This is a genomic window from Pseudomonas sp. LBUM1663 (assembly GCF_059695905.1).
This window is the reverse complement of the sequence record NZ_CP166792.1, coordinates 4,186,390-4,212,950: the sequence shown is the minus strand read 5'-3', so window position 1 is coordinate 4,212,950 and position 26,561 is coordinate 4,186,390. Positions and strand designations below refer to the sequence as shown.

Sequence of the window (26,561 nt, the reverse complement as noted above, 5' to 3'; positions counted from 1 at the left end):
CCTCGGCGAGGAGGCGCAAAACGCAATCCCGGCCATACTTGCGTCTGCTTTGAAGCGTTTTCTCCGTTTTTAAACACAGCCTAAAAACAAAAAGAGACCGACTCATGAAGTTCGAACCTTTTGCCAAATCGCTGATTGCGACCTCATTGGCGCTCAGCTGCCTCAGTGCTTACGCTGCCTCCGTGGCCCCGGTCGCGGCCGAAAACGGCATGGTCGTCACGGCCCAGCATCTGGCCTCCCATGTGGGCGTCGATGTGCTCAAGAACGGTGGCAACGCCGTCGATGCCGCTGTTGCCGTGGGTTATGCGCTGGCGGTGGTTTATCCCGCTGCGGGTAACCTGGGGGGCGGTGGATTCATGACCGTTCAACTGGCGGACGGGCGCAAGACCTTCCTCGATTTCCGCGAAAAAGCGCCGCTGGCCGCGACAGCAGATATGTACCTCGACAAAGAGGGCAACGTCGTACCGGACCTGAGCACCCGTGGCCACCTGGCCGTTGGTGTGCCCGGTACCGTGTCCGGTATGGAACTGGCACTGAAGAAATACGGGACCAAGCCCCGTAAGGAAGTGATCGCCCCGGCAATCAAGCTCGCCGAAGACGGTTTTGTGCTGGAGCAGGGCGATGTCGAATTGCTGGAATACGCCACCGACGTGTTCAAGAAGGACATCAAGGATTCCGGCTCGATCTTCCTGAGTAATGGCGAGCCGATGCAGGTCGGGCAAAAACTGGTGCAGAAGGATCTGGCCAAAACCCTGCGGGAAATTTCTGAGAAGGGTGAAGACGGTTTCTACAAAGGCTGGGTGGCCGACGCCATCGTCACCTCCAGCCAGGCCAACAAGGGCATCATCACCCAGGCCGACCTCGACAAATACAAGACCCGCGAACTGGCGCCGATCGAGTGTGACTACCGGGGTTATCACGTAGTGTCGGCACCGCCGCCCAGCTCCGGTGGTGTGGTGATCTGCGAGATCATGAACATTCTCGAAGGCTACCCGATGAAAGACCTGGGCTACCACTCGGCCCAGGGTATGCATTACCAGATCGAAGCGATGCGCCATGCCTATGTGGACCGCAACAGCTACCTCGGCGACCCGGACTTCGTGAAAAATCCGATCGCCCACCTGCTGGATAAAAACTACGCGACCAAAATCCGTGCCGCGATTGATCCGAAGAAGGCCGCCATCTCGAGCGAACTCAAACCCGGCGTAGCGCCCCATGAAGGCAGCAACACCACGCATTACTCCATCGTCGATAAATGGGGCAACGCGGTGTCGGTGACCTACACCCTCAACGACTGGTTCGGCGCCGGTGTAATGGCCAGCAAAACCGGGGTCATCCTCAACGACGAAATGGACGATTTCACCTCGAAAATCGGCGTGCCCAATATGTACGGCCTGGTGCAAGGCGAAGCCAACGCCATCGCGCCCGGCAAGGCACCGCTGTCGTCCATGAGCCCGACCATCGTCACCAAGGACGGCAAAGTGGTCATGGTCGTCGGCACTCCGGGCGGCAGTCGCATCATCACCGCCACCTTGCTGACCATGCTCAACGTGATCGACTACGGCATGAACATCCAGGAAGCCGTTGATGCACCGCGTTTCCACCAGCAATGGCTGCCGGAAGAGACCAACCTGGAGACCTTCACCACCAGTCCAGACACGGTGAAGATGCTCGAAAGCTGGGGCCACAAGTTTGCCGGGCCGCAGGATGCCAACCATGTGGCGGCGATCCTGGTGGGCGCGCCTTCGCTGGAAGGCAAACCGGTGGGCAAGAACCGCTTCTACGGCGCAAACGACCCACGGCGTAACACCGGGTTGTCGCTCGGTTATTGAGGGTTGTTTTTCAAAGGGGACAGATCTATTTTCTGTCCCCTGGCCCACCGACTTTTCAAGGAAGGAATCATGCCGACTGCACTGCTGATCATCGACGTCCAGCACGCCCTGTGCGCTGGCGAGTACGAATGCTTTGAGATCAAACGCGTCATTGAGAACATCAACGGCCTGAGCGCCAAGGCCCGAGAAGCCGAGATACCGGTCATCTTCATCCAGCACGAGGAGGGCGACCTGCTGAAACACGACTCCAAAGGCTGGCAACTGGCCGACGGACTGGAAACGTCATCGCAAGACCTGCGGGTGCGCAAAACCACACCTGATTCGTTCTACCAGACCAGCCTGCGTCAATTGCTGCAAAAGCGGGAGGTTGATCGCCTGATTATCTGCGGCCTGCAAACCGACTATTGCGTCAACGCCACCGTTCGCCAGGCCCTGACATTGGGCTACGACGTGGTGCTTGCTGCCGACGCTCATTCCACTGTCGACAACGGCAATATGACTGCCGACGACATCATCGCCGAGCACAACAAGGATCTGGCCCACCTGACCGGGTCTGTGGCGCGGATCGACGTTATCCCGGCCAGCAAAATACACCTCTAAGAACCGAAAACATCGATCAGCTCGTTCAGGAACGCGCTCACCAAATCCCGTTGCCGCGCCGAATGCCGAACCGCCGCATGAAACCCCACCTCATAGCGCAGCAGCTCGGGATTCAGCGGATGCAACTGCCCCAGCTGTTCATGCTTCGCCGCATAGTGCTGCGGCAGAAAGCCCAGGTGCTGGCCTGACAGAATGAGCAGTGCGGCGCCGTCCATGCTGTCGGTGAGCACGGTCAGGCGTTCGATCGAAGTGGGCGCGGGCATTTCCGGCAAGGGGTGGCTGGGCCATACCCAGTCGTAATCGCGGACGTCATCCCGGGTCAGCTCGCCCACGTGCTCAAACAGCGGGTGAGCAGGGGCGCAATAGGCGATCTGGGTTTCCTGGAACAACGGGAAGTAATCGATGTTGGGCAAGCGGTGCCAGAAGTAACCGATCGCCAGATCGATATGGCTATTGATGATTTTCTCTTCCAGCAGCGACGACGACAGTTCCGTGAAGTGGAAATACAGACCTTCATGGCGGGCCCTTAACCGCGCAATGGCGAGGGCAATTTTCTTGTTGGCAACGGGATCGATCTGGCCGAGCAAACCGATGTTGATGTTGCCCGACACTTTACGGTTGATGTGCTGGACCTCAACCCGGAAACCTTCGGCCGCCGCCAGCAATCGGCGGGCCGCCTCGACAAACTGGCCGCCCTTGGGCGTCACCGAAAATCCACCGCGCCCGCGCTCGCACAGGCGAAATCCCACCCTCGCTTCCAGCGTCGCCAGTTGCGCACTGATGGTCGGCTGAGTGGTGTTAAGCGCGGTTTGCGCAGCCGAGATGCCGCCCGCCTCAACGACGGTCAAGAAGACCCGGATCAAGCGCAGATCCAGTTCCGATACAGTGCCCAGCATGGGTGCCCCTCAATGTTCACTCACATAGACGCAGATCTATGTAAACAGTGTGCCTGCGATATTTTATAGCCCTGATCCAGGCCCTACATTGCAATGAAACCGGCGCTTTGCCCATAAAAACAACAATCAACCGCATAGGAACAATCGTATGTCTGGGTCTCCTCATTCTGCGCACGCCCTTGAGGCGAATGGCGGGTTGGCCATCGAAGGCCACTCGATCGATTACATTCCGGAAAACGAACGTCACGCCAAGCTCAGCAGCCAGGGGCCTTTCTGGTTTTTAGGCAACTTCCACTTCTTTACCATCTCCATCGGTTTTGTCGGCCCAAGCCTCGGCTTGTCGGCGCTGTGGACGATGCTGGCCGGTGCGCTCGGGATCATGTTCGGCACCATCTTCATGGCCTTCCACGGTTCGCAAGGCCCCGAAATGGGCCTGCCGCAAATGATCCAGTCCCGTGCCCAGTTCGGGTATCGCGGAGTGATCCTGGCCTTGATGGCGACGATGTTTGTGTTCGTCGGCTTCAACGTGGTGAACATCTCGCTGATCATGAACGGCCTCGAACACGTCTTCGGCGTCGACCCGACCATCGTCGCCATTGCCGTGGTGTTGATCGGCGCGCTGCTGTCGATTTACGGCCACGACCTGATGCACAAAGCCTTCAAATGGGCATTGCTGGCGACCTTGCCGCTGTATGCGCTGGTCACCATCGCCCTGATGTTCGGCGCAGGCCAGGAAGGCGGGGCACCGGCGACCGATCTGGGTTTCAGCTGGGTTGCCTTCGCCACGCTGTTTGCCATCGGCGCGAGCTACAACATCTCCTACGCGCCGTATGTCTCCGACTATTCCCGTTACCTTCCGAAAAACACCAGCCGGCCAAAACTGATCGCCGCCGTGTTCATCGGCGCATCGTTGTCGGGCGGCTGGATGATTGGCCTCGGCGCCTGGCTCGCACAGCAGTTGAAAGCGGCGGATGCGCTGGTGGCGCTTAACCAGGTCGGATCATCGATGATCCCGGGCCTGGGCAATGTGCTGGTCATCGTCTCGGTGGCCGGTTTTCTGCCAATCATCGCGCTCAACACCTACAGCGCCATGCTGACGCTTTTGACAGGCGTCGACTCGATCAAAAAGATCACGCCAACACCTCGCGCCCGGGTCATGTCGATCTCCGCGATCAGCCTCATCCTGTTGACCTGCGTGCTCTCGATCAAAGGCGATGGCATCGCGTTGTTGAACACCTTCCTCGTGCTGCTGTTGTACTTCCTCGTGCCCTGGACCGCGGTCAATCTGGTCGACTACTTTTTCGTGCGCAAAGGCCGCTATGCGATCCCGCATTTCTTCACACCGAAGGGCATCTACGGCGCTTGGCAATTCCGCGGGATCGTCTCGTACCTGATCGGATTTGCCGCGATGGTGCCGTTCTTCTACATCTTCGATGCCGCCGCTGGCAAAGAGGTGTTCGTCGGCCCGCTGGCGCGCATGCTCGAAGGCGTGGACATCGCCTGGCTGGTCGGCTTGGTGGTTTCCGGCCTAACGTACTACCTCCTCAGCCGTTCGATCGACCTTGAATACGAACGCCGAATCATCGACTCGATCACCGAGAGCGACATTGTTGCCATGGCTCATCAGCCAGTGGAGGAGGGACGTTGAACAACGCAAAAAACACTGTGGTCGCCTGCTGCCAGGTGGCACCGAAAATAGGCGACCCCGCTTACAACCGGACGCTGACAGAACGTGCGATTCGCTCGGCGGCGTTGCAAGGCGCGCAAGTGGTGGTGCTGCCCGAACTGGTGCAGAGCGGTTACCTGTTTGCTGACCGTGACGAAGCGTTGTGTTTGTCCGAAACAACCGACGGGCCAACCCTGCGCCTGTGGACGGCGTTGGCGAAGGAATTGAACGTCGTTGTAGTGGGCGGATTCTGCGAGCGACTGCAAGGCGATGAACTGGCCAACAGCGCGGCGATGATCGATCCCCAAGGCCTGCGCGCCGTGTATCGCAAGGCACACCTGTGGGACGCGGAAAGCGAAATCTTCAGCCCCGGCAACGACGCGCCACCGGTGGTCGAAACGGTCCATGGACGGATCGGCATGCTGATCTGCTACGACCTGGAGTTTCCGGAATGGGTGCGCCTGCCCGCACTGGCCGGCGCAGAGTTGCTTTGCGCTCCCGTCAATTGGCCCGATGGGCCGAGGCCGCCAACCGAGCGCCCGGCCGAGGTAGTGCGGGTTCAGGCCAATGCGTCGGTGAACCGGATGTTCATTGCCGCGTGTGATCGGCATGGGCATGAGCGTGGGGTTGGTTGGGTGCAGGGGTCGGTGATTGTTGATGCGGATGGTTACCCGTTGGCTGGGCCGGCGGAGCAGGGGGGAGAGCAGATTTTGCTGGCGACACTTAACCTCGCTGAGGCGCGGAATAAGCGGATTAGTGCGCGTAATGATTTGCATCGGGATCGGCGGTTGGGGTTGTATGGATGGGTTGAGGAGTGAAGCGGTATCCCGTTCCTCTTTTTTCTACCAGATGCCGAGGTAGGGAAGGGGCGACTTCTACTTTTTTGTGTAAACCGCCCATGAGTTTTTTAGCGACGTACTGTTCAGGGGCGGGATCTGCCTGACTGGCCACACTGCTTCTGGCCGATTTTTCTGCCTGATACGAACGACAAAAATCGGCCAGAAGCGGACGATGCACAGAAAAATGGCAAATGGGTAGCGTCACTAGACAAGTAGGACGACAAGGAGCGTTATACGACAAGCCAACGCGACATGGCATGTCGCCTAATAGTAGACAGGTATAACGAATGGCAATCACGAAACCGTACCGCCGCACATCTCGGCAGTTCGCCGATGGAAGTTATTCTGAAGGTGGGCGATGGATGTATCTGTTGCACAAACGCTATGCCACCGATCCGCGCCACTACGTCCGAGCCTTCCTGCTTCTCCAAGAGGATGTACTTAATCTCTTCGCCTACGTTGAGCCGAGTGACAAAAATATAGAAACGTATTCTCACCGAATTCAGCAACTGCTGATGAGAGCTTGTGTGGAGGTTGAGGCGAACCTGACAGCGATCTTCCTAGACAACGAGTACGCAGCTGCTCAGGGCAACCTGACAATGCAACAGTACCGCCTCATAGATTTCTCACACCGCTTGTCCTCGTACGAAATTCGGGTTCCCACATGGCAAGGCTCTATGGGAGTTAGAAAGCCATTTCATGGTTGGAGCCAAGGTGCACCGCTGCCTTGGTATCAGGCTTACAACAAGTCCAAGCACAATCGGCACGAGAACTTCAAGCTTGCAACCTTTGACGCACTGATCGATGCATTCTGTGGCTTGAGCGCTCTACTCTCTGCACAATTTCACGACGAAGACTATTCTCCTGGTGGCAAGACTCTCGGGCTAGATGGTGCGTGCTACACATACGACGGAGATGATGGAATGGAGCCCGCCATTGGAGGACTGCTTCGGGTTGGTTTTCCATCGGACTGGCCGCAGGAGCAGAGATATGAGTTCAACTGGGAGCAAATCAGCGCGTCGGAAGACCCATTTCAGAACTTTGATTACGCGCAGTATGCTTACCCTTCCATCGAACGCCCTCACAACGACTAGCTTCGCCATCCGCTGCGTGCCGCTCCTTGCATGGAGCGACAGGCTGCAATCGGCCGAGGCTGTGTAAAAACGTTTTTGAGCGCGACAGGTACTCAAAACCGGAGTGAAAATCGCGCTTCTACGCGAAATCCACATCTGCTGACGTGCCGATAAATTTCAGATTTAACGTAGACGCGCACACTTCAATTTTGGCGAAGCGTTTTTACACACTCTGGGCCAATAGCAGCCGCTCGCAACCGGCAGTTTCCGTATTGCAGCATTAAACCGTCGATCAATCACGCGGAGCATGGTCAGTCAAATATCCAATGTTCGTGAGAAAAACCCTGGAATCCCGATTAGACCGCAGAAAGACGACGCGGCAAGCTGATGGCGCAGTCGCCACGAGTTGCTGCATCTTTACTCGCGCTGATTTGTTCGTCCGCCACATGAATCTAAAAAACTCTGGCAGATTCGCCAGCAGTTCGGGGCAGTTCTCCGGCAAGTCAGGCCGAGACCGACCGCGCTGGAGCAGCGTTCTGAGCAGTACGCGCCAGAATCGAAGCGTCGCAGAACGATCAATCCATATCAAGAGATCTGCGCGGGCGATCCTATTATCCCAAGTGGCTGAATGGCCACCTTCGAATATCCAGCGATCACGGGCCTCAACCTCGCGACAAAGGTGCGTCTTCTCGTCCCAGCTTCGTTCGACCCACCCTGGCTGCCAGTGGATAGTGTCGATATGAACGACCGGCAAACCCGTGCGCTGGCCAAGCTGACGAGCCAAAGTGCTTTTGCCCGACCCAGGCTGACCAACAATCATCACCCGTTGCATCGAAGCTCCTTCTCGCCATGCACGCCGTTTTTTGGGGGTTGCGATTTTACGTCAATGCCTGTCTCCGTCAACAACAAGCGGTCAGCGCGACCAGCTGCTACCGGCCAAAAGCGGACAGTTCCCAAAAAACACTATCGCTAGCTTTTTGCTACTATTTGGCGCTCTTGCCATTGGCACGGTGTAAACATTAGGTTCTTCCATGTTCGACAGAAACGACTTTGATCAGCTCTCCAGTGAACAACTGACTTTTTGGACAGCGCACAATCGTTGTCCCGGTCTCTATTACGTCGTTTATCCAGGAATGGCTTTTCGAATTGAGGAATCTCAGCAGTGCATCAGGATAACTCGTGCCCCCAAGCGGCAAGGGGAGAACGGATTAAGTTTCTGGCTTTTCGCGGAATGGATGGATTGGCGGCTGGGAGGAGAAAGTTATTTCCCAGGATACGTTTCCGACGCTCAGTTTGAGGAAATCTCTGAAGCAGTTTTCAATCAGATGGTTGCAGATCAGGCGATCGAATTGATCGCCCCGCTCCAACAACCGCTGCATGAGTCGACGGGCTTCGTGGGAGCCCTATTGATGTACTCAATGAAAACGGAATTCATCGTTTCGCTGTTCGCGGAGTATGAAGATGAGTACATCCATTTCTATTGGGACACGACTTCATGAGCGGCAGCTAAGGGTCGTTTTCTGCCCCTCACAGCCGTTAGTTTTACGGCAAATAATTTATCCCTTCGCTAATAAAAGTTAACGAATATTCATAGCTTAGCGTAGGCGGCGTCAAAATCCTTAAGAGCTTGATTGACCTTGTATCGAAGCATCAGAGATGCGGAAAGCTTGACCATTGACTCGAAAAGCACGTGACCTGATTGAATTTCACATTGACCAACGCATAGTCCACCATATCCGCCGGGCTCATATGCATAGACAATATAGAAAACACCTCGAGACTCTCGGTTTAATCCAGCCGTGATATGCGTTACAGGGCTACCCTCGGCAGGACCGTTTGGCAGCGAAAACTCCAACACATCTTCAAAAGGAATGAACATAGCAGAAGCAGACATTACAAATAGACTCGCGATATCCAACGCCTCCTCAACTATTTTAAGCTCAGGAGTTTCGTATTCGTGTTCAAGAATATTCCGCATGCTAACTGCTTTACGCAAAAGACTCGGCGCCAATAAGCCGAGTGCTCTCAACTTCTCTATTTTTTTCGGCACATTCCATCTGAATGACGGATAACCAAACGAGATCAACAACTGGTCAAGCTGACAGACAATCGCACGTTTAATATTAGTCGTTGCATTGACAAGGGCTGACAAACCGCCACGTTCAAAATCGTCTTCCGCCAAGCTCAAGAATTCGACAGGCGAAGTTTTCAGATCCGTCAACTCGAAGCTGCCACCACCTGATGCTACTGCGCATTTGCTCATATCGAATCGATGAGCGAGGCAAAACTCTTTGATATCCATTTCTCGGCCCAACTCATTGGCTGCCCAAAGGGCTGCTGTAGGAATAGTGTATCAGCGACGCCACCGGGATGATCGAACTGAGACGTGCAGACAGATTGGGAGGGGTTACCCGCCGGAGGGCTATATCCCATCAACGTCCTGCTGAAGTCAAAGCGCTTGCACCATTTGCCTCTTAGCATACGGCACTGCGGCTGTTTTTTGCCGGTTGCCGGCAGCTACGGGGCGCTTTCTGCCTCTCGTTACGGCCAGCAATAGGTCAAAAAACAGACGTTTAAACCAAGGAGTATAAAATTCTGTTTCCTTTCCGAATCGTCGTCCCAGCAGTGAATTGCTAATGCGCGGCAGCATAGGTTACGTCAGCGTGATTATGCGGACGAAATTCAGCGTGATACCGAATGACCTCTTCTGCCAACCCGAGATTACTTACCAGACTAATCGAAAACAGACTGGCGAGTTCTCTTTCTCTAGCCAGAACGACATCGACTGGTTCGCTGATATCTAGATTGGCCTCATCTGACCAGACTCCATGCTGCACTCGCTTGATATAGATGTTTGCTGCGGGTGCCAGTTGAATTCGCCGCAACACCTGGCGCAGGCAAACACCTTCCACTACATAGCCTTCAAACTTCTCCAGCGTAGCCTTAAGCTTCAGGTAGTCGATGTGCTCAACATACCCTTTCATATCTTTCTCAAGGAAGGAGTCGAGGCTTATACAAGGAAGTCCAAGGGCTTCAGAGACTTCTCGGGCCAGCGTTGACTTGCCCGCGCCATCTATTCCATCAATGCCGATACGCGTTGTGCTCATTGTGCGGATCGCATTTACCACTTCCTGTGAACTTATGCAGTACGTCATATCGAGCCCGCTAACATGATGTGTTGCTGCCAGTGGACTGCTTTGGAAGAAGAGGGCGCGGTGAAAGAATTGATTAAATGCGCCACTCCTGGAGATGCCTTCTCTGGCAGTGTTCAAGCTTACCTAAAGCTAGTGTCGGAGAGAGTAGCTCAAAATCTCCGTCCCAAGGGCCCGTAACGACAGTCTGCTTTTGGCCGAGGCTGTGTAAAAACGTTTTAGAGCAAGTTTAACGGCCAGAACCAGAACGAAAATCGCGTTCCTACGCAAATTTCAGGTCTGCTGATTAACCCAGCACTGGCAGATTTTACGTAGCAACGCAGACTTCAAAACGGCACCTGCGTTTTTACACACTCTGGGCCGATAGCAGACTGATTCAAGAGACCACGTTGCTATCACACTTGCGACGGTCATCTTGTAAATACGGCAATGGCTTCCTGAGTTTTTTCGAAGCTTTCACCGCCTGTAGGAAACGCGCATCAGCTTTTTCAACAACTCTTGAGGGCGCATGTTTAAACACCCTGAACGTTACGTCCTGAAAGCTACAAAACCTTGCGCCGTTGCCTACGACTGCACCAGAATCCGCCGGCTTGTGCGCTTTTGGGCCGCTCGGTAACTTGGTTCGTGTCACTGCCCTTCAGTGATCGGGTTTAGCAGCCCGTCGTGACGAAGCGTATCTGCATCCAGACAGTCGGGTCATTTCATGCCTGCACTTTATGGTAGCTGTGCGCAGGGCGCCCTCGGGCGCGCCGGATTTCGTCTCCGCCGGTCTGCTAACCTGCACACAGCTGCCACCTTACGTTTAGCAGCGTTCGGTGATGGCTCCATATGGAGACAGAAATATGTTTAAGGCCACACCAAACCCACCAGACACCGATCCAGTTTCCCCCTACGAACCCGATTCAAAAAAACTCAACGACGCCGCCGAACGCGCCCTCGATTTTCACTTCCCATCAAACGCCGATATCAAAGCCACCCCGCGTACATCCAGCAAGCTGTTTACCGTGGACCCAGAAGCCACGGCCGAAACTCTGGCGGTTTTTTTGGTCGAGACGCTGGCGTCGGTCGATGTGATGGTCCATCAGTTGGTGGATCATTTGGAGGGTGAGTCGCGTTATGCCTTGCTGGGCATTTCAAACAGCATCATGGTGGCGGAGGTTGCGGCGAATCGGGTGTTGGATAAGGTTGAGCCTTCTGTTTAACCGCTGTCATGTGGCGAGGGAGCTTGCTCCCGTTGGGCAGCGAAGCGGCCCCAAAAGATGGGCCTGCTGCGCAGGCCAGCGGGAGCGAGCTCCCTCGCCACAGGTTGTTTGTTGTTTGTGCTATTTGTTTTCACAAGAACGGGACGCTTGGCGTCCCGTTTTTTTATGGCGCTGGGTCAGCCTCCGGCGCGTTTGTTTAGCGCCTCTTCCGCTGCAGCAATTTCAGCCTGACGCCTGATGATCACGTCGCCTATCGGCGGTCCCTGGAAACGTCGGGCTTCAAAACCGAACCAGACGATGGCCGTCAGCACCAGAAAACCGATGGTGATGTACAGCGCCCAATCGTTCGGTGGCTGGATGCCGATGACGAAGATGATGACCATCGAAAGGATTGAGAGGAGGGCGAACACGGTGTACCAGAAGCGTCCCATGTTCCACGGTCCCATGGTCGGCCATTTCGACGTGCCGTAGGCAAACAGGCCGAGCACGATGGGAATGATGAAAGAGAAGAACAGGAAGATCACCGTGCAGGAGACCACGATCGTATAGACCGGCGTTTCACCGACCGAGATCACCGACGATCCCCAGACGAACAATACCGCGAGGGTGGCGCCGGTCCAGATTGCGGCCACCGGGCTGCGCAGGGTTGGCGAGACTGAGGCCAGCGCTTTGGAGAAGGGCAGGCCGCCGTCGCGGGAGAAGGCGAAGATCATGCGTGACACCGAGGTCACGGTCGCCAGTCCGCAGAGGAATTGCGAGATGAAAATGGCCACGTACAGCGCCGTTTTTACAGTCGGGTTCACTTGCGTGTCCATCGCCCAGAAGAACACGGTCCAGCCATGCTTCGCCGCTTCGTCCATGCTCGGCAGCATCAGCACAAACGAGCAGAGCATGACCCAGCCGAACAGCAGCGACCAGACCACCGACATGACCATGCCGCGCGGCACGGACATGGCGGCATTGCGGGTTTCTTCGGAGGTGTGCGCGGAGGCGTCATAGCCGGTGATGGTATAGATCGGCAAGAGCAGGCCGAGCATGAAGATCCAGCCGTTGGAAACCTGCGGCCAGACGCTGCCGCCCGCTTCGCCGGAGTAGTTGCCGAAGGTCCATAACCGGGCGAATTCATAACTGGGCGCCGAGATCAGGCAGACGATGGTCAGCGCCAGTGCCGTGGCGAAGATCAGGTACCCCGAGAAGTCGGTGAGTTTCGCGGTCAGGCCAATGCCCAGGTGGTTACACAAGGCCTGCAGACCGGTGAGGATCGCCAGGAAAATCATCCGTGTCGTGATGGTGTCTTCCATGCCCAGTGCCGGTCCGAAGGCGCCGAAAAAGAAGTAGTAGGTGCCGACGTTGATCGCGCCGAGCACGGTCACCAGCCCCAACAGGTTGAACCAGGCCGTCAGCCAGCCGGTGAAGCGGTTACCGAGTATCGAGCCCCAATGATAGAGGCCGCCAGCGGTGGGGTAGGCTGAGGAAATCTGCGCCATGGCCATGGCAAACACCCCGGAGATCAGGCAACCGATCGGCCAGCCGATGCCGATGGACGCGCCGCCCGCACCCGAAGTGCCTTGGGCGAGTGAGTTGATGCCACCCGAGAGGATGCAGATGATCGAAAAGGAGATGGCAAAGTTGGAGAAAACGCCCATGCGTCGCGAGAGCTGCTGGGCGTAGCCCATGCTGTGCAGCACCTTGACGTCATCGTCGTGCGGCGCGCTTGTGCCGGGCTGACTTGCTGGATTCATGTTGTGTGCCCCTTCAGGTTTTGATACGCATCCATCCGGGTCCCGGATGGGCTGGCTTTCAACCCCTTGTCGTACTGCTCCTTTTCCAACCGGTACACCCTGTCCATGCCCTATGTCTGGACAGACAACTGCTCTAAATGCGGCCGTGATACGCCGCCGCGAAAATGTTTGCCGCGCCTTCCCGGGTCAATGGCAGCGGGTTGCCGCCGGCAGAGGGGTCGACAATGGCCATGTCCGCAATCAGATCGGCCTGGCGATCATCCACGCCCAGGTCCTCCAATGTGTGCGGCACGCCGATGTCCTTGCGCAGTTTGAGGATGAAGGCCAGGAAGCTGTCGAAGCCGGGCGACGGCAGACGCAAATAAGCCGCCAGGCGCGTGATGCGTTCTTCGATGGCCGAGCGATTGAATTGCAATACGTAAGGCATGAAGGTGGCGTTGGTCATGCCGTGATGGGTGTCGTACAGCGCGCCCACCGGATGTGAGAGGGCGTGCATGCCGCCCAGGCCTTTCTGGAATGCCGTGGCGCCCATCGCGGCGGCGGCTAGCATTTGCGCGCGCGCATCGAGGTCAGACGGGGTGTGGACGGCCCGCACCAAGGCGTTGGCCACCAGGCGCATGCCTTCCACCGCGATGCCGTCGGCCATGGGGTGAAAACCTGGGGCACAGTAGGATTCCAGGCAATGCGCCAACGCATCCATGCCCGTGCCAGCGGTGACTTTTGCCGGCATGCCGACGGTCAGGGCCGGGTCGCTGATGACCACGCGCGGCATCATCTTCGGGTGGAAGATGATGCGTTTGGTGTGGGTGCGTTCATCGATAATCACCGCCGCGCGGCCGACTTCTGAACCGGTGCCTGCCGTTGTCGGCACCGCGATGACCGGGGCGATTTGGCTTTCGTCAGCGCGTGTCCAGTAGTCGCCGATGTCTTCGAAATCCCAGACCGGCCGGGTCTGGCCGCTCATGAAGGCGATCAACTTGCCCATGTCCAGGCCGCTGCCACCGCCGAAGGCGACCACGCCATCGTGTTTGCCGGCGCGCCAGGCATCGAGCCCGCCCGCGAGGTTGGCTTCGACGGGATTGGGCTTGAGGTCGCAAAACAGCGCGACGCCAAGGCCGGCATCACGCAAGGAATCCAAAGCCGCCGTGGTGATCGGCGCGCGCCCCAGGCCGCTGTCGGTGACCAGCAGCGGTCGCTGGATACCCTGGCTGCGACAGACCTCGGCCAGCTCGCTGATGCGGCCGACACCGAAGCGAATGCTCGTGGGGTAGTTCCAGTTCCCGGTCAGGCTCATGGCTCAGATCTCATGGCGCAAATGGAAGGATTTTGCTCGGGTCAGATGCTCGTAACCCAGGCGCGAAAGTGTCACGCCGCGACCGCTGTTTTTCACGCCGGTCCAGGCGAGGGCCGGGTCGAGGTAATCGCAACGGTTCATGAACACGGTGCCGGTGTCGATCACGTTGCCCAGGCGTTCAGCGGCGGCGAGGTCTTGGGTCCAGATGGACGCGCTGAGGCCGAACTCGCTGTCGTTCATCAAGGTAATGGCGTGGTCATCGCCGGTCACCGGCATGATGCCGACCACTGGGCCAAAACTTTCTTCGCGCATCACCGACATCTGATGGCTGACATCGACCAGCACTTGGGGCGCGAGGTAGGCGCTGCCCGGTGCGTCGAAGGGAAAGGCCTTCGGATCGATCAGGGCCTTTGCGCCCTTGGCCAGCGCATCGGCGATCTGTCCGCGCACGAATTCAGCGGCGCCCGGGTTCACCATCGGGCCGAGTGTGGTGGCTTCGTCCAGTGGACTACCCAGCACGTATTGATTCGTCAGCGCGACGAATCGCTCGACAAACGCCGGGTAGATTTTTTCATCGACATAGATGCGCTCGATGGCGCAGCAGCTTTGCCCGGAGTTGAAGAAGCTGCCGTCCACCAGGTTTTCCACCGCGTGGTCGAGGTTGGCGTCTGCGCGAACGTAGGCCGGGTCTTTGCCGCCGAGTTCCAGGCCCAGGCCGAGGAAGTGGCCTGACGCTGCGCTTTCCATCGTTCTGCCACCGCCGACCGAACCAGTGAAGTTCACCTGTTGCACACGGCCAGAGGCAATGATTGCGGCGGTCTGGTCATGATTGAGCAGCAGGTTATGAAACAGGCCTTCGGGCAGATGGGCGCGGCGAAACGCTTCGGCGAACCGTTCACCCACCAGCAGCGTTTGCGAAGCGTGTTTGAGGATAACGCTGTTGCCGGCCATCAGTGCCGGAATGATCGTGTTCACGGCTGTCAGATAGGGGTAATTCCACGGTGCGACGACCAGCACCGTACCCATCGGCTCGCGCTTGATACAGCGGCGGAAACCGTCGACAGGCGTGGGTTCAACCGCTGCCAACGCTTCAGGCGCAATGGCGATCATGTGCCGGGCACGCTCTTCGAAACCGCGCAGTTCGCCTGCGCCGAAGCGTACTGGGCGGCCCATCTGCCAGGCCAGTTCCGGGACGATTTCGTCCTTCATGGCCAGCATCGCGTCCACCGCAGCATTGCAAAAAGCGGCACGCTCGCTCAGCGGTCGGCGTTTCCATGACGCCTGGGCCGTTGCGGCAGCCGCCAGCGCCTGCTCGATCTGCGCAGGATCGGCACAGCGACGTTCGGCATAGACCCGGCCATCGACCGGTGAAATGAGTTGAATCGTTGCTGTCATGATGGCGGTCTCAATAGCGCTCGAAACCGCGCTGTAATTCCCAGTCGGTGATCCGCCGGTCGTACTCTTTCTGCTCCCATTCGGCGGTGTGCACGTAGTGATCGATCACTTCATCACCGAAGGCTTCGCGCAACATCGTCGACCCCTGGAGCGCGGCGCAGGCTTCACGCAAGGTCTTCGATACTTCAGGCAAGTGCTCGTCGACGTAGGCATCGCCTTCAAAGGGTGGGGTGAGGGTAAGCTTTTCGTCGATACCGGCCAGGCCCGCGGCGATCAGTGCGGCGAAGGCCAGATAAGGGTTGAGGTCGGCACCGCCGATGCGGCATTCGATGCGGATGGATTTGCTGCTTTCCGCGCACAGTCGAAAGCCTGCGGTGCGATTGTCGCGACTCCAGACCGCCCGCGTCGGCGCAAAGGTGCCGGCCTGAAAACGCTTGTAGGAGTTGATGTAAGGCGCGAGAAAGCAGGTGATGTCGTTGGCATATTTAAGCTGCCCGGCCACCCAGGCGCGCATCAGTTTCGACATGCCGAACTCGGCCTTGGCGTCAAAGAACAGCGGCTTCTTCGCGTTCTTGTCCCACAGCGAATTGTGAATGTGGCTGCTGGACCCGGCGGCGTCATACCGCCACTTGGCCATGAACGTGATCGCCTTGCCTTGTAGCTGCGCGATCTCTTTGCAGGCGTGCTTGATGATGACGTGGTGGTCGGCCATGGTCAGCGCATCGGCGTAACGAATGTTGATTTCTTCCTGGCCCGGGCCCCATTCACCCTTGGAGTTTTCCACGGGAATGCCGGACGCCTGCAGATGCTTGCGAATCGCCCGCAGCACTGGCTCTTCGCGGGTGGTCTGGAGGATGTTGTAATCCTCAATGTAATGGCCGGCGGTTTTTGGCTTGTGGTAGTTGCGCTCGTGGATGGCCTCGTAGCTTTCGTCGAACAGATAGAACTCAAGTTCCGAGGCGAACATGCCGGTGTAGCCGCGTTCGCGAAGTCGCTCGATCTGCTTTTTCAGAATCGCCCGCGGGCTGTGCGGCAGGTCGCGCCGATGGTGATGATCGAGCACATCACACAGCACCAGCGCCGTGCATTCCAGCCAAGGCACCCGCCGCAAAGTGGACATGTCGGGTTTGAGGACGAAGTCGCCGTAGCCTTTGCTCCAACTGGCGGCGGCGTAACCCGGCACGGGTTCCATGTCGATGTCGTCGGCCAGCAGGTAGTTGCAGCAGTGGGTTTCTTCGTGGCCGCTGTCGATGAAAAACTCGACCTGGAATCGCTTGCCGACCAGTCGGCCTTGCATATCGACCATGCAAACAAGAACAGTATCAATTTCGCCGGAGGCGGCAGCACGCTTGAGTTGATCAAAACTGAGAAGGGGCTCGGTCATCACGTAGTCCTGCGTGAATAGGTTGGGCCTGTCTGAAATAGCTGTTGCAGACGCTCTCCAGAACAACCCCAAACCTGCAGACGCGAGCATCGTGTGCAATAAGCTGCTCTAAGCTTAGCCTACGGCCGCCGAACGCAAGTTTTGTTGATCGACGCCGGGTGAATCAGGCCGGGCCTTGCCGAGGGAGCCCTCGGTGCCGGCTAATTCACTGCCGACCAAAGTTGGCGGTACGCGACAACCAGTTGATCCAGGCTGAACGCGAGATTTCGCCCACTCGGGTTAGGCAGGACCCAGACCTGGGCATTGCCAAAGGTTTTTGATTGAAGCCCCCAGGCAATGTCGCGCTGGCCGGATAACGCGGCATACGCCGCTTTACCGAGAAACGCGACGTAACGCGGCGCATAACGAGCGATCTTCTGTTCAAAACTCGCCGCGGCGGCGGTGAATTCATCCAGGGACAACTGATCCGCACGCGCCGTGGGCCTATCCACCACGGCCGTCAGTCCGCAGTGAAAGTTCAAGATCGTCCGGTCGTTTTCCGGGCGCACCTCCTCAGGCGTGAAGCCCGCAAGATGCAGCGTGCGCCAGAAACGATTGCCTCTTCCGGCAAAATGGTGGCCTTGAGCGGCGGCCGTCATGCCCGGGTTAATGCCGCAAAAAATCACCGCCAGCTGTTCAGCCAGAATGTCTTCGAGTCCGTCACGCACCGCACATCACACCGACCGCATTGCGTGCCAGCTCCGTCAATTCCTCTCGGGATTTGCCTGCCCGCGCGCGGATCGAAATGCTGTGCAGCAGAGAGGACGCGAGGACGGCGAGGGCGGCGGCGTCGACATCGCCTTTGAGCTCGCCGGAATCGATGGCCGTGCGCAGACGCGTTTCCAGATCGGCATCGAGTCTGCTGAGCCGGTCCGACAGTACTTCGCGAATTTCCGGATCCTCGACCGCTTCGGTGGTCGCCGTGCCGATCGCGAAGCAGCCGCGCGGTTGGCCGTCGCCCGAGAAGTAAATCGACAACTGCCCTTCGTAAAAACGCATCAATGCATCGCGCAAGGGCAGGGTGTTGTCCGTCAGCGCCTCGTGCATCGCCGCGGCGGCAAATTCCCAATATTGCTCAAGCGCTTTTATGTAGAGCGCGTGTTTGTCGCCGAATGCCGCATAGAGGCTGGGGCGATTCATGCCCGCTGCGGTGGCGATGCTGTCCAGCGACGCGCCGGAATAGCCGGTGCTCCAAAACACACCAAGCGCTTGCTGCAGGGCTGTTTGCGGGTCGTAGGCGCGGGGGCGGCCGCGGCCTTTTCCTTCGGTGATTTTTTTTTGTGCCATGTCGTATAAAAACCTTGATGGAGGGTTTGTGTGGGGATATTCTTACACCATCGCACAAAATTAAGGAACCAGAAATTCCTTGGTTTACGGTTTGTTGAAGCGGAACTCGAACTGAGTGTTGCGGCGACGAAACAGGTGCGGCGGAGCGATCCTCCCGTCCGTGCTCGGGCTTGATTCCTCACAGCAACTATTGACGTCGGGGCCGCCGCACTTTTCGCCGGCCCGATGTCCCGGTTAAAGGTGTATTCGATCATGACTAAACAGTTCGACATCCCGGCTTCGCAGAGCTTCGAGCACCCCGCACCGAACCTTGGCGAAACGCCCATCAAAAAACCGTTCAAACAGAAACTGCGGCCGTTCCTTATTGTCGGTTTGCCGCTGATTTTCGCCGCGGTCGGCTTCGCTCGTTATCAGGCCGGCGCCGCCATTATCTCCACCGATAACGCCTACGCCCGGGTGGCGAAAGCATCGATCAACGCACGGATTTCCGGGCAAGTGGTCGAGATTGCGGTCGAAGACAATCAGCAGGTTCACAAGGGCCAGGTGCTGTTCCGCATTGATCCGAAACCGTTGCAGATCGCCGTCAACCGTGCAGAAGCGCAGCTGAGCGTGGCGCGCCTGCGTATCGATGGGCTCAAGGCCAGCTACCGGCAGCAGCAGGCGGAGCTGCAATCGGCCAAAGAGTCGGCCGATTTCGATCAACGGGAGTTCGCCCGCAAGAAGGCGCTGGTCGCGACCGAGTTCGTCTCGCGCGCCATTTATGAACGCGCCGACACCGACCTCAAAGTGGCCCGGCAACGGATTGCGTCGGTTGAACAACAGATCGCCAGTACCGTTGTTGCGCTGAATGGCAATCCGAACATCGACGCCGATACCCACCCGACGGTTCGTGAAGCCAAGGCTCAGCTCGACGAAGCGCAGCTCTACCTTTCCTACGCGACGGTGTATGCGCCGGATGACGGCATCGTCGCCAAGGTCGACGATTTGCAGGTCGGCAATTACGTCAACAACGGCGCGCCAGCCTTTGCCCTGCTTTCGGATCGCGAGATCTGGGTGGAAGCCAACTTCCGCGAAACTGACGTCACCCACATGCGCCCCGGCCAGGCAGCGACGGTCAGTATCGATACGTATCCCGACCACGTTTTCAAAGCCCACGTGACCAGCATGAGCCCGGGTGCCGGGTCGGACTTCGCCCTGCTGCCGCCGGAAAATGCGACCGGCAATTGGGTCAAGGTGGTGCAGCGCGTACCGGTGCGGCTCGAACTCGATGAGACCGATCCTGCATTGCCGCTGTTCTCGGGCACCAGCGCCACAGTCAAGGTCGATACCGGCTACCGCACGCCGTGGTGGCATCCGCTCAAGGCGCTGTTGACCGCAGGTAACTTCTGATGAACGCCAACCTTGCCGGACCTCAAGGTGCGGGAACGTTAAGGTTCGCCGCGCTGCTCGCGACGTATATGCAGTCGGCAAACCTGCCGCTTCCGAATGCCGTACTCAGGTTGATTCAGGGCAGCTTGTCGATGACCGACGACCAGGCGGGCTGGATCTTCACCTCGTACCTGGCGGCGAGCGCCATCACCATGCCGGTTGCGCAATGGCTCGCCGGGCGTTTTGGCCTGAAGCGGGTTTATCAAACGGCGTTGGCTTTCTTTGTCCTTGGCTTGCTGCTTGCCACCCAGGCAACGACCCCGCTGGAATTCGTCGGAGCGCGCATTATCCAGGGCCTGGCGAGTGGCGTGTTGGCGCCGCTGTCGATGGCGATTTCTCTGGAGACATTGCCCCTTGAGAAACGTGCAAAATTTGGCGCCACCTGGACGGCCATCGTGCTGTTCGGCATCGTCAGCGGCCCGAGCATCGGCGGGTGGATCGGCGAGCATTACGACTGGCGCCCGATCTTCTACATCAGCCTTCCGCTGTCGGCCTTCATCTTCCTCGTGATGGCGCTGTTGCTGAATGAGAAGAAAGCCGAAAAGCGGCCGACGTTCGATTTCTTCGGCTTCGGCAGCTTCACGCTGGGGTTGATCAGCCTGCAAATGCTGCTCGACCGCGGTGAACGCCTGGACTGGTTTGCCTCGACCGAAATCTGGCTGGAAGCAATCGGCTGCGCATTGGGGTTCTACCTTTTTGCGGTGCACGTGCTGACCGCGAAAGTGCATTTCCTCAACAAGCGCTTGTTCAGCGACCGCAACTTCGTGCTGTCGACGATCATCTTTTTCGCCGTCGGCTTCGTGCTGCTGTCGACCATGGCCCTGACCTCGCCAATGCTCGACGAGATTCTCGGCTATCCGCCGGACACCACCGGTTCCCTGACCATCCCCCGTGGTATCGGGCTGGTCGGCGCGTTCCTGCTGATGAACCGTGTGCCCGAGCGTTTCGACCGTCGGCTGTTCGTGGCGGCAGGCGTTGGCGTGGTGATTTATGCCAACTGGCTGATGCTCGGTTATTCGCCGTTGATGGATTGGTCGCCGGTGGCGGTGGCCGGTGCGGTCCAGGGCATTGGCATCGGCATCCTGATGCCGTCGCTGACCAAGGTCGCGTTCAGCACGCTTGACCCGACGTTACGCCCCGAAGGCACCGGTTTGTTCAATCTGTCCCGTGTGTACGGCAGCACGTTGGGCGTGGCGATTGTGCAGTTGTATTTCTTCAACAACACGCAAGCGATGCACCTGGCGCTGGTCAGCAACCTGACGCCGTACCGCGTCGGGCCGATGTCCCTGCCAGCACTGGCGGGGCTCAACGAAATGATCACCCACCAGGCGGCGTTTATCGCGGTGGTCGACCAATTCAAGATTCTGATGGTGGCGATGCTGGTGGTGAGCCCACTGGTTGTCTTTCTTCGCAAGCCCGTTCCGACTAACTAGTTTTCGTGGAGTTTGCCCAATGAAATCCTCTGCACGCTTCATCAACAGACAACTGTTCAAAACCACCTTCGGTGCGGTATCGGCGTTGGCGTTCCTGACTGCCTGCACCGTCGGCCCTGACTATCAAATGCAGCCACCGAGCCTGTCGCAGCATTACGATCAACAGGCCGAGCAACGCCTCGGCCAGGGCGGCAACACGCCCGGCGAACAACGCATCGACTTGGGTAAAAAGGTCCGCGGTGACTGGTGGACAGCCTTCCAGTCGCAGAAGCTCAATAACGTGGTGCGTCGCGCCATCGAGGGCAATCTTGAACTCGTGGCGGCGGACGCAACGATCCGGCAAGCCGCGTCTTCAGTGGCCGCGGCGGAAGGGGCGCTGTATCCGCAAGTCGATTTTGGCGCGACGGCAGGTCGCCAACGGGTACACAACGCCAAGGAGCCTGCCACTTCTAACTTCTATGCCATCGGGCCGCGGGTCGGTTTTGACCTTGATGTATTCGGCGGCAACAAACGTGTGATCGAACAGCAAGAAGCGTTCACCGCGCTGCAGAAACATCGTTACGAAGCGGCGTACCTGACCCTGACCGGCGATGTCGCCAGCCAGGCGTTGTTGGTGGCTTCCGCCAACGCGCAGATCGCGGCCGTCGAGAAGCTGCTGGCCAATGACGCGAAGAACCTCGACCTCGTGCGCATGGCCCACACCAGCGGCACCACCACGCAGATCGACGTTTCCCTGGCCGAAACCCGGCTTGCCCAGGACCGCACGCTGCTGCCGCCCCTCGCTCAGCAGCGCGATGCCGCACGTCACGCGTTGTCGATTCTGACGGGCAAAGGCCCGGGTGACTGGAGCGCGCCGGACTTCGATTTTGCCGAGTTCGTATTGCCGGCGAACGTGCCCGTCAGCTTGCCGTCGGAAATGGCCCACGGTCGACCGGACGTCCTGCAAGCCGAGGCCGAACTGCACATGGCCAGCGCGGCAGTCGGCATCGCCACCGCCAATCTTTACCCCCGCGTCACGCTGTCCGCGTCGCTGGCGCAAGCCGCATCAGGCAATGGCGGCGCCGCGCTTTGGGGCTTCGCGGCGGGGATTGCAGGGCCGCTGTTCGATGGCGGAACGCTCAAGGCTGAACGTCAGGCGGCGGTCGACGGCTACAAGGCGACGCTCGCCGGCTACCAGCAGACCGTCATTCAGTCGTTCGGTCAGGTCGCGGACTCGTTGCAAGCGATCAACCACGGCGCTGAGCAAAATCGGGCGCAGGAAGACGCGTTGCGCGCCGCTGACACCAGTTTGCGCTTGAACCAGCAAGCCTATGCGCAAGGCGAGAACAGCATCCTCCAGGTGCTGGAAGCCGAGCGTGCCTACGAGCAGGCGTTACTCGGCCAGATCCGCGTGAAGACCGCGCAATACCTCGACACCGTGCAGCTGTACGTGGCGCTTGGCGGTAATTCTGTCGGCGCGTTCGAGCAGCGCGTTGCCAGTCGCGAAGCAGCGAAACCTTCGTATCAATAGCCAGAGATTGGAGTACAGACATGACTTACGAACACTTTACCGATGACCTTCGCGACACGAAATTTGCGCTGAACCACGGCTCCGTTGAAATGCCGGCCGTGGGATTTGGCACCCTGTTTCGCGACCTCAGCGTCACCACCCAAGCGGTCAAGGACGCGCTGGAAGCGGGCTTTCGCCATTTCGATTGCGCCGAGCGTTATCGAAATGAAGAACAGGTCGGCGTGGCCTTCAAGGAAATGCTGGACGCCGGAAAAGTCCGCCGCGAAGACCTCTTCGTCACCACCAAACTGTGGAACACCAACCACCGTCCCGAGCGCGTCGAACCGGCGTTCGAGGCCAGTTGCCGGCGCCTCCAGGTGGACTACATCGATTGCTACCTGATCCATACGCCTTTTGCCTTTCAACCCGGCGATAACCAGGACCCAAGGGATGCCGAAGGGCACGTGATCTACGACGACGGCGTCACGCTCATCGAGACTTGGAGGGCAATGGAGCGCCTGGTGGATGAAGGCCGCTGCAAGGCCATCGGCTTGTCGGATATCACCCTGGAAAAACTGCAGGAAATAGTCGAAGTGGCGCGGATCAAACCGGCCGTGGTGCAAGTCGAGGCCCACCCGTATCTGCCGGAATGGGAACTGCTCGAGTTCTGCAAACAGCATGGGATTATCGTGCTTGCGTTTGCGCCGCTGGGCCACGGCATGGAGCCTAATGTCCTGCAAGACCCGGTGATCACCCAGATTGCCCAGCGTGTGCAGAAGACCCCCGCGCAAGTGGCGTTGGCCTGGTCGGTGCAGCGTGGAGTGGCGTTCCTGACCACGTCTGCGACACCGAGTCATATCCGGGAAAACTTCGATATTTCGACCTTGCCGCAACGGGCCATGGTTGAAATTCAGAACGACATCACCACCAGGATTCGATTCAACTCAGTGGTGGAAACCGGTGTCCCAGGATTTATTCCGCGCAAGAAGTAACCGATGATGACGGGGCGCTCTTGTCGAGTAGTGCCGATCAAACGAGGCGTTGAACGCCGCAATCCTTGTGGGAGCGAGCAAGCTCGCTCCCACAGGTCTCGCGCCTTAACTGATCGGCATTACCCTCCAAGGCCGCCCCTTTTCCATCCCCCGAGGTGAAAACGATGGACGTGTTCCAGACCCTGCGGTTTTTCGTGGCGGTGGCCCAGAGCGGCAGCTTTACGGCGGCGGCGGAGGTATTGGACACCACCACGACCAACGTTTCCAAAGCGGTTTCCAGCCTGGAAGCCAGGCTTCGCATACGGCTGATCAACCGCACGACCCGCCGCCTGGCGCTGACCGAAGCCGGCCTGCGTTACCTGGAACGTTGCGAGAGGATTCTTGAAGAGGTGCGGGAGGCCGACGAGGAAGCGGGCACCGCGAACACCCAGCCTGTGGGCCGCCTGAAGATTCATGCGATGGCTGCCATCGGCAATCACTACGTGATCGATGCCGTTGCCAAGTACAGAGAGCTGCACCCGACGGTCATGTTTGATTTGACCCTGACCAATCGATTGCCGGATTTGCTGGAGGAGGGCTACGACATGTCGATTGTGCTAGCCAGGGACTTGCCCGATTCAGGTTTTGTCGCGCAGCGACTCGGCATCACCTACAGCATTCTCTGCGCCTCGCCGGCGTACTTGAAAAAACGCGGACAACCGGAATCCCCGGCCGAGCTCGCCACACATGACTGTCTGAAAATCGTGAATACGGTGATGCCGGTTGAGAACTGGGTATTGGAGGGGCCGGACGGCGTGGAGACCATCAACGTTCCGCTTTCGCCCTTTCACATCAACACCGCCGATGGCATGACTGTCGCGATTACCAATGGCATGGGGATTGGTATCCAACCCATCGCGTCCGCAGTCGATGGCCTGCGAGCCGGCACTTTGGTGCGCGTATTGCCCGGGCACCACCTTGAAGCGCTGAATCTGTATGCGATCTATCCGTCACGAAAGTTCGTCGATGCAAAAATAAAGACCTGGGTGGAGTTTCTCAAACACTCCATTCCGGACGTACTGGCTGCGGATGAAAAAATCGTCGGCTCAGCGAAAAAAAGATGACGTTGCAGGTGTGGAGTGTCGACCCTCCATCATCTGCGCAGGCATCAACCATTTGAACATCCGGTACCCATGACCTGGTACTGAAGGACATGGCGTTGACCTTGGGAATCTTCATAGGTCATTCGGGCCGGGACCGGTCCGCACTCGTCCGCAATCTCTGTCACGGTGATGATTTTCTTGATGTCCAGTTTGGTGCCGTAGGAGTAGCTTTCAACCGGCGTTTTACTGGCTTCGGCCGTAGACGAGCTGTCGTCTGCAAAGGCCTGTGCGCCTATACCGCCCAGCGCCAGGAACAGCGCAATTTTTAAACCTTTCATGTCGTTCACCTCTTCGTCTTGATTGACCCGGCGTGAGCCGATGGAGACGGACTCCATTGGCTCACCGGGTAGAGACGATGCTAGGGGGTTAACGCGCCCTCAAATAGCGGCCCGCTGGACAAACACTGTTGCCGGATCAGGCATCAATGGCAGGCTTGGAAGAAGCCAATGGCGCTGCACCTGCACCTATGGCATCTTCGAAAAAATACGTCGTACAGCGAACAGGATCAAAACGATGGAGGAGGGTGATGAAGTCGGCGCAACGCCGTCGATGGCGACGCTCAAGGCGTTCAATCGTTGCGTGCTCCATCTGGGGCGGCTGGCTCGGGAACGGGGCGCCTCGCAGTTCATCGCCGAAGGCCTGCAAGCGTTCCGCCAACTGGTGCCCTTTGCGTCGGCGTGGTGGGGCGAGATGTCCGCATCAGCAGCCAACGCACCGCCTAAAAGCTGGATGCACGGGCGTATCAACCTGCCCGAATCGTTCGCCGCCGAATGGCACAAGAGCGCAGGTCGCGACAAGTTCTCCCATGACACTTTGAGTCAACCCGGTGCGGTCGTGCGCGACAGCGGGTTCACCGACCCCGATGAAGCCGTGGACGCCTTCGCTCGGCGCCACGACCTCTACCACCCGATGTGCATCACCTTCGAGTTGCCGGAAAGCGGTTTGATGTTTTTCGTCTGTCTCTACCGCGGCATTGATGCTCCGGCGTTCAACGACAGCGAGGCCGCGTTGTTTTCAGCCTTCTGCGACCACCTGTTGCAACTGTGGCGGTTCCAGGTGCAAGACATGATCCGCATCGACACCGGCAACGGCGCGACCGACTTCGGCGTGGCGCGTTTGGACGGCAGTCTGTTGTACGTCGGCGCAAGCCTGTGCGCCGCCATTCAGCGCGAGTTGCCCGGGTGGAGCGGTTCGATGCTGCCGGCCGAGGTGATTACCCAACTGCAAAAAGCCCCGTGTGTGATGCGTCTGGGCCGCTGTGCGCTGACACTGAGCCCGAACGCGGAGCATGTGATTCTCTCGCTCGAAGCGCAGTCACGCGCAGCAGTGCTCGCGCCACGGGAGCGGACGGCGGCGATGCTGTTTGCGGCCGGTCATTCCTACAAAGAGATCGCGAAAATCCTGACCTTGAGCCCGGCGACCGTGCGCACGTATCTGCGCAATTGCTACTTGCAGCTTGGCGTGAAAAGCAAGGTGGAGCTGGGCTCCGTCCTGCGAGACGCAACGCGCCGCGATTAACTCCACAAATCTCCCCAACTAAAGGCTCGCTCCCACAGGGGGGATTTGTTGCTGGGCTATTTGTGTTGCCCCTCCTCATTTGTGGAGGTCCCTCCGACTGCCGCGCTCTATAGGGTAGGCCCTGCATATCAGGGGCTTGAACGGCAGTCTGCCCGGGC

24 protein-coding genes are annotated in these 26,561 nt (G+C 58.3%); 13 read left to right on the top strand and 11 right to left on the bottom strand.

Going from position 1 to position 26,561, the window contains the following annotated elements:
* Positions 1–104: 104 nt before the first annotated feature.
* The gene (ggt, locus tag ACA075_RS19340; RefSeq protein WP_497294693.1) at positions 105–1,832 is read left to right on the top strand and encodes a gamma-glutamyltransferase; all 1,728 of its coding nucleotides are present in this window, start codon (positions 105–107) and stop codon (positions 1,830–1,832) included.
* A 69-nt stretch (positions 1,833–1,901) separates the two neighbouring features.
* The gene (locus ACA075_RS19335) at positions 1,902–2,432 is read left to right on the top strand and encodes a cysteine hydrolase family protein (protein WP_497294691.1); all 531 of its coding nucleotides are present in this window, start codon (positions 1,902–1,904) and stop codon (positions 2,430–2,432) included.
* On the opposite strand, the gene ACA075_RS19330 is transcribed toward ACA075_RS19335, so the two are convergent.
* On the bottom strand, positions 2,429–3,328 hold the full coding sequence (locus ACA075_RS19330; RefSeq protein WP_094468011.1) for a LysR family transcriptional regulator: 900 nt from the start codon (positions 3,326–3,328) through the stop codon (positions 2,429–2,431). The two genes, ACA075_RS19335 and ACA075_RS19330, sit on opposite strands and share 4 nt — an antisense overlap.
* Before the next feature lie 148 nt (positions 3,329–3,476).
* On the opposite strand from ACA075_RS19330, the gene ACA075_RS19325 reads away from it, so the two are divergent.
* From ACA075_RS19325 to ACA075_RS19315, 3 genes are all read left to right on the top strand, one after another.
* Positions 3,477–4,976 (top strand): purine-cytosine permease family protein, encoded by a 1,500-nt coding sequence (locus tag ACA075_RS19325; RefSeq protein WP_497294689.1) that lies wholly within the window; start codon positions 3,477–3,479, stop codon positions 4,974–4,976.
* The gene (locus ACA075_RS19320; protein WP_497294687.1) at positions 4,973–5,812 is read left to right on the top strand and encodes a nitrilase family protein; all 840 of its coding nucleotides are present in this window, start codon (positions 4,973–4,975) and stop codon (positions 5,810–5,812) included. The genes ACA075_RS19325 and ACA075_RS19320 overlap by 4 nt, the downstream gene beginning before the upstream one ends.
* 308 nt (positions 5,813–6,120) lie before the next feature.
* Positions 6,121–6,927 carry a hypothetical protein gene (locus tag ACA075_RS19315; RefSeq protein ID WP_497294685.1) on the top strand — a complete coding sequence of 269 codons (807 nt, stop codon included), beginning with the start codon at positions 6,121–6,123 and terminating at the stop codon, positions 6,925–6,927.
* Between the two features lie 271 nt (positions 6,928–7,198).
* On the opposite strand, the gene ACA075_RS19310 is transcribed toward ACA075_RS19315, so the two are convergent.
* A complete protein-coding gene (locus ACA075_RS19310) occupies positions 7,199–7,738 on the bottom strand; it encodes a P-loop NTPase family protein (RefSeq protein WP_497294683.1) in 540 nt (179 codons plus the stop codon).
* Positions 7,739–7,937: 199 nt separating this feature from the next.
* Here ACA075_RS19310 and ACA075_RS19305 point away from each other — a divergent pair, with 199 nt between their 5' ends.
* The gene (locus ACA075_RS19305; protein ID WP_497294681.1) at positions 7,938–8,405 is read left to right on the top strand and encodes a hypothetical protein; all 468 of its coding nucleotides are present in this window, start codon (positions 7,938–7,940) and stop codon (positions 8,403–8,405) included.
* An 89-nt stretch (positions 8,406–8,494) separates the two neighbouring features.
* Here ACA075_RS19305 and ACA075_RS19300 read toward each other — a convergent pair whose 3' ends face one another.
* Entirely contained in the window at positions 8,495–9,208 is a 714-nt protein-coding gene (locus ACA075_RS19300) for a hypothetical protein (protein ID WP_497294679.1), read from the bottom strand.
* A gap of 331 nt (positions 9,209–9,539) precedes the next feature.
* Complete coding sequence (locus ACA075_RS19295; RefSeq protein ID WP_497294678.1) at positions 9,540–10,013, bottom strand: shikimate kinase; 474 nt, start codon at positions 10,011–10,013, stop codon at positions 9,540–9,542.
* Between the two features lie 887 nt (positions 10,014–10,900).
* On the opposite strand from ACA075_RS19295, the gene ACA075_RS19290 reads away from it, so the two are divergent.
* A complete protein-coding gene (locus tag ACA075_RS19290; protein WP_497294676.1) occupies positions 10,901–11,260 on the top strand; it encodes a DUF6124 family protein in 360 nt (119 codons plus the stop codon).
* A gap of 176 nt (positions 11,261–11,436) precedes the next feature.
* Here the strand turns inward: ACA075_RS19290 and ACA075_RS19285 are convergent, their stop codons facing one another.
* The 6 genes from ACA075_RS19285 to ACA075_RS19260 form a co-directional block, all read right to left on the bottom strand.
* Positions 11,437–13,002 carry an amino acid permease gene (locus ACA075_RS19285; protein WP_497294674.1) on the bottom strand — a complete coding sequence of 522 codons (1,566 nt, stop codon included), beginning with the start codon at positions 13,000–13,002 and terminating at the stop codon, positions 11,437–11,439.
* Positions 13,003–13,135: 133 nt separating this feature from the next.
* Entirely contained in the window at positions 13,136–14,296 is a 1,161-nt protein-coding gene (locus ACA075_RS19280) for an iron-containing alcohol dehydrogenase (RefSeq protein WP_497294673.1), read from the bottom strand.
* Between the two features lie 3 nt (positions 14,297–14,299).
* Entirely contained in the window at positions 14,300–15,691 is a 1,392-nt protein-coding gene (locus tag ACA075_RS19275) for an aldehyde dehydrogenase family protein (RefSeq protein ID WP_497294671.1), read from the bottom strand.
* Positions 15,692–15,701: 10 nt separating this feature from the next.
* Positions 15,702–17,075: a glutamine synthetase family protein gene (locus tag ACA075_RS19270; RefSeq protein ID WP_403104214.1), complete on the bottom strand. Its 1,374-nt coding sequence runs from the start codon at positions 17,073–17,075 to the stop codon at positions 15,702–15,704.
* A 200-nt stretch (positions 17,076–17,275) separates the two neighbouring features.
* A complete protein-coding gene (gene mug / locus ACA075_RS19265) occupies positions 17,276–17,782 on the bottom strand; it encodes a G/U mismatch-specific DNA glycosylase (protein ID WP_497294670.1) in 507 nt (168 codons plus the stop codon).
* Entirely contained in the window at positions 17,775–18,401 is a 627-nt protein-coding gene (locus tag ACA075_RS19260; protein ID WP_497294668.1) for a TetR/AcrR family transcriptional regulator, read from the bottom strand. The genes mug and ACA075_RS19260 overlap by 8 nt, the downstream gene beginning before the upstream one ends.
* A gap of 252 nt (positions 18,402–18,653) precedes the next feature.
* Here ACA075_RS19260 and ACA075_RS19255 point away from each other — a divergent pair, with 252 nt between their 5' ends.
* The 5 genes from ACA075_RS19255 (at position 18,654) to ACA075_RS19235 (ending at position 24,846) form a co-directional block, all read left to right on the top strand.
* Positions 18,654–19,790 (top strand): HlyD family secretion protein, encoded by a 1,137-nt coding sequence (locus ACA075_RS19255; RefSeq protein ID WP_497294666.1) that lies wholly within the window; start codon positions 18,654–18,656, stop codon positions 19,788–19,790.
* Complete coding sequence (locus ACA075_RS19250) at positions 19,790–21,262, top strand: DHA2 family efflux MFS transporter permease subunit (protein ID WP_497294665.1); 1,473 nt, start codon at positions 19,790–19,792, stop codon at positions 21,260–21,262. The genes ACA075_RS19255 and ACA075_RS19250 overlap by 1 nt, the downstream gene beginning before the upstream one ends.
* Positions 21,263–21,281: 19 nt before the next feature.
* Positions 21,282–22,772: an efflux transporter outer membrane subunit gene (locus tag ACA075_RS19245; RefSeq protein ID WP_497294663.1), complete on the top strand. Its 1,491-nt coding sequence runs from the start codon at positions 21,282–21,284 to the stop codon at positions 22,770–22,772.
* A gap of 20 nt (positions 22,773–22,792) precedes the next feature.
* Positions 22,793–23,743: an aldo/keto reductase gene (locus ACA075_RS19240; protein ID WP_497294661.1), complete on the top strand. Its 951-nt coding sequence runs from the start codon at positions 22,793–22,795 to the stop codon at positions 23,741–23,743.
* Between the two features lie 164 nt (positions 23,744–23,907).
* A complete protein-coding gene (locus tag ACA075_RS19235) occupies positions 23,908–24,846 on the top strand; it encodes a LysR family transcriptional regulator (protein ID WP_497294659.1) in 939 nt (312 codons plus the stop codon).
* A 44-nt stretch (positions 24,847–24,890) separates the two neighbouring features.
* On the opposite strand, the gene ACA075_RS19230 is transcribed toward ACA075_RS19235, so the two are convergent.
* The gene (locus ACA075_RS19230) at positions 24,891–25,163 is read right to left on the bottom strand and encodes a DUF2790 domain-containing protein (protein ID WP_497299297.1); all 273 of its coding nucleotides are present in this window, start codon (positions 25,161–25,163) and stop codon (positions 24,891–24,893) included.
* 235 nt (positions 25,164–25,398) lie between these two features.
* Here ACA075_RS19230 and ACA075_RS19225 point away from each other — a divergent pair, with 235 nt between their 5' ends.
* Entirely contained in the window at positions 25,399–26,403 is a 1,005-nt protein-coding gene (locus tag ACA075_RS19225; protein WP_497294658.1) for a helix-turn-helix transcriptional regulator, read from the top strand.
* Positions 26,404–26,561 lie beyond the last annotated feature (158 nt).

Excerpts from the sequence above, each read along its gene's own strand:
- ggt (WP_497294693.1), top strand. The coding sequence starts at position 105 with ATGAAGTTCGAACCTTTTGCCAAATCGCTGATTGCGACCTCATTGGCG.
- ACA075_RS19335 (WP_497294691.1), top strand. The coding sequence starts at position 1,902 with ATGCCGACTGCACTGCTGATCATCGACGTCCAGCACGCCCTGTGCGCT.
- ACA075_RS19330 (WP_094468011.1), bottom strand. The coding sequence starts at position 3,328 with ATGCTGGGCACTGTATCGGAACTGGATCTGCGCTTGATCCGGGTCTTC.
- ACA075_RS19325 (WP_497294689.1), top strand. The coding sequence starts at position 3,477 with ATGTCTGGGTCTCCTCATTCTGCGCACGCCCTTGAGGCGAATGGCGGG.
- ACA075_RS19315 (WP_497294685.1), top strand. The coding sequence starts at position 6,121 with ATGGCAATCACGAAACCGTACCGCCGCACATCTCGGCAGTTCGCCGAT.
- ACA075_RS19310 (WP_497294683.1), bottom strand. The coding sequence starts at position 7,738 with ATGCAACGGGTGATGATTGTTGGTCAGCCTGGGTCGGGCAAAAGCACT.
- ACA075_RS19305 (WP_497294681.1), top strand. The coding sequence starts at position 7,938 with ATGTTCGACAGAAACGACTTTGATCAGCTCTCCAGTGAACAACTGACT.
- ACA075_RS19300 (WP_497294679.1), bottom strand. The coding sequence starts at position 9,208 with ATGGATATCAAAGAGTTTTGCCTCGCTCATCGATTCGATATGAGCAAA.
- ACA075_RS19295 (WP_497294678.1), bottom strand. The coding sequence starts at position 10,013 with ATGAGCACAACGCGTATCGGCATTGATGGAATAGATGGCGCGGGCAAG.
- ACA075_RS19290 (WP_497294676.1), top strand. The coding sequence starts at position 10,901 with ATGTTTAAGGCCACACCAAACCCACCAGACACCGATCCAGTTTCCCCC.
- ACA075_RS19285 (WP_497294674.1), bottom strand. The coding sequence starts at position 13,002 with ATGAATCCAGCAAGTCAGCCCGGCACAAGCGCGCCGCACGACGATGAC.
- ACA075_RS19280 (WP_497294673.1), bottom strand. The coding sequence starts at position 14,296 with ATGAGCCTGACCGGGAACTGGAACTACCCCACGAGCATTCGCTTCGGT.
- ACA075_RS19275 (WP_497294671.1), bottom strand. The coding sequence starts at position 15,691 with ATGACAGCAACGATTCAACTCATTTCACCGGTCGATGGCCGGGTCTAT.
- ACA075_RS19270 (WP_403104214.1), bottom strand. The coding sequence starts at position 17,075 with ATGACCGAGCCCCTTCTCAGTTTTGATCAACTCAAGCGTGCTGCCGCC.
- ACA075_RS19260 (WP_497294668.1), bottom strand. The coding sequence starts at position 18,401 with ATGGCACAAAAAAAAATCACCGAAGGAAAAGGCCGCGGCCGCCCCCGC.
- ACA075_RS19255 (WP_497294666.1), top strand. The coding sequence starts at position 18,654 with ATGACTAAACAGTTCGACATCCCGGCTTCGCAGAGCTTCGAGCACCCC.
- ACA075_RS19250 (WP_497294665.1), top strand. The coding sequence starts at position 19,790 with ATGAACGCCAACCTTGCCGGACCTCAAGGTGCGGGAACGTTAAGGTTC.
- ACA075_RS19245 (WP_497294663.1), top strand. The coding sequence starts at position 21,282 with ATGAAATCCTCTGCACGCTTCATCAACAGACAACTGTTCAAAACCACC.
- ACA075_RS19240 (WP_497294661.1), top strand. The coding sequence starts at position 22,793 with ATGACTTACGAACACTTTACCGATGACCTTCGCGACACGAAATTTGCG.
- ACA075_RS19235 (WP_497294659.1), top strand. The coding sequence starts at position 23,908 with ATGGACGTGTTCCAGACCCTGCGGTTTTTCGTGGCGGTGGCCCAGAGC.
- ACA075_RS19230 (WP_497299297.1), bottom strand. The coding sequence starts at position 25,163 with ATGAAAGGTTTAAAAATTGCGCTGTTCCTGGCGCTGGGCGGTATAGGC.
- ACA075_RS19225 (WP_497294658.1), top strand. The coding sequence starts at position 25,399 with ATGGAGGAGGGTGATGAAGTCGGCGCAACGCCGTCGATGGCGACGCTC.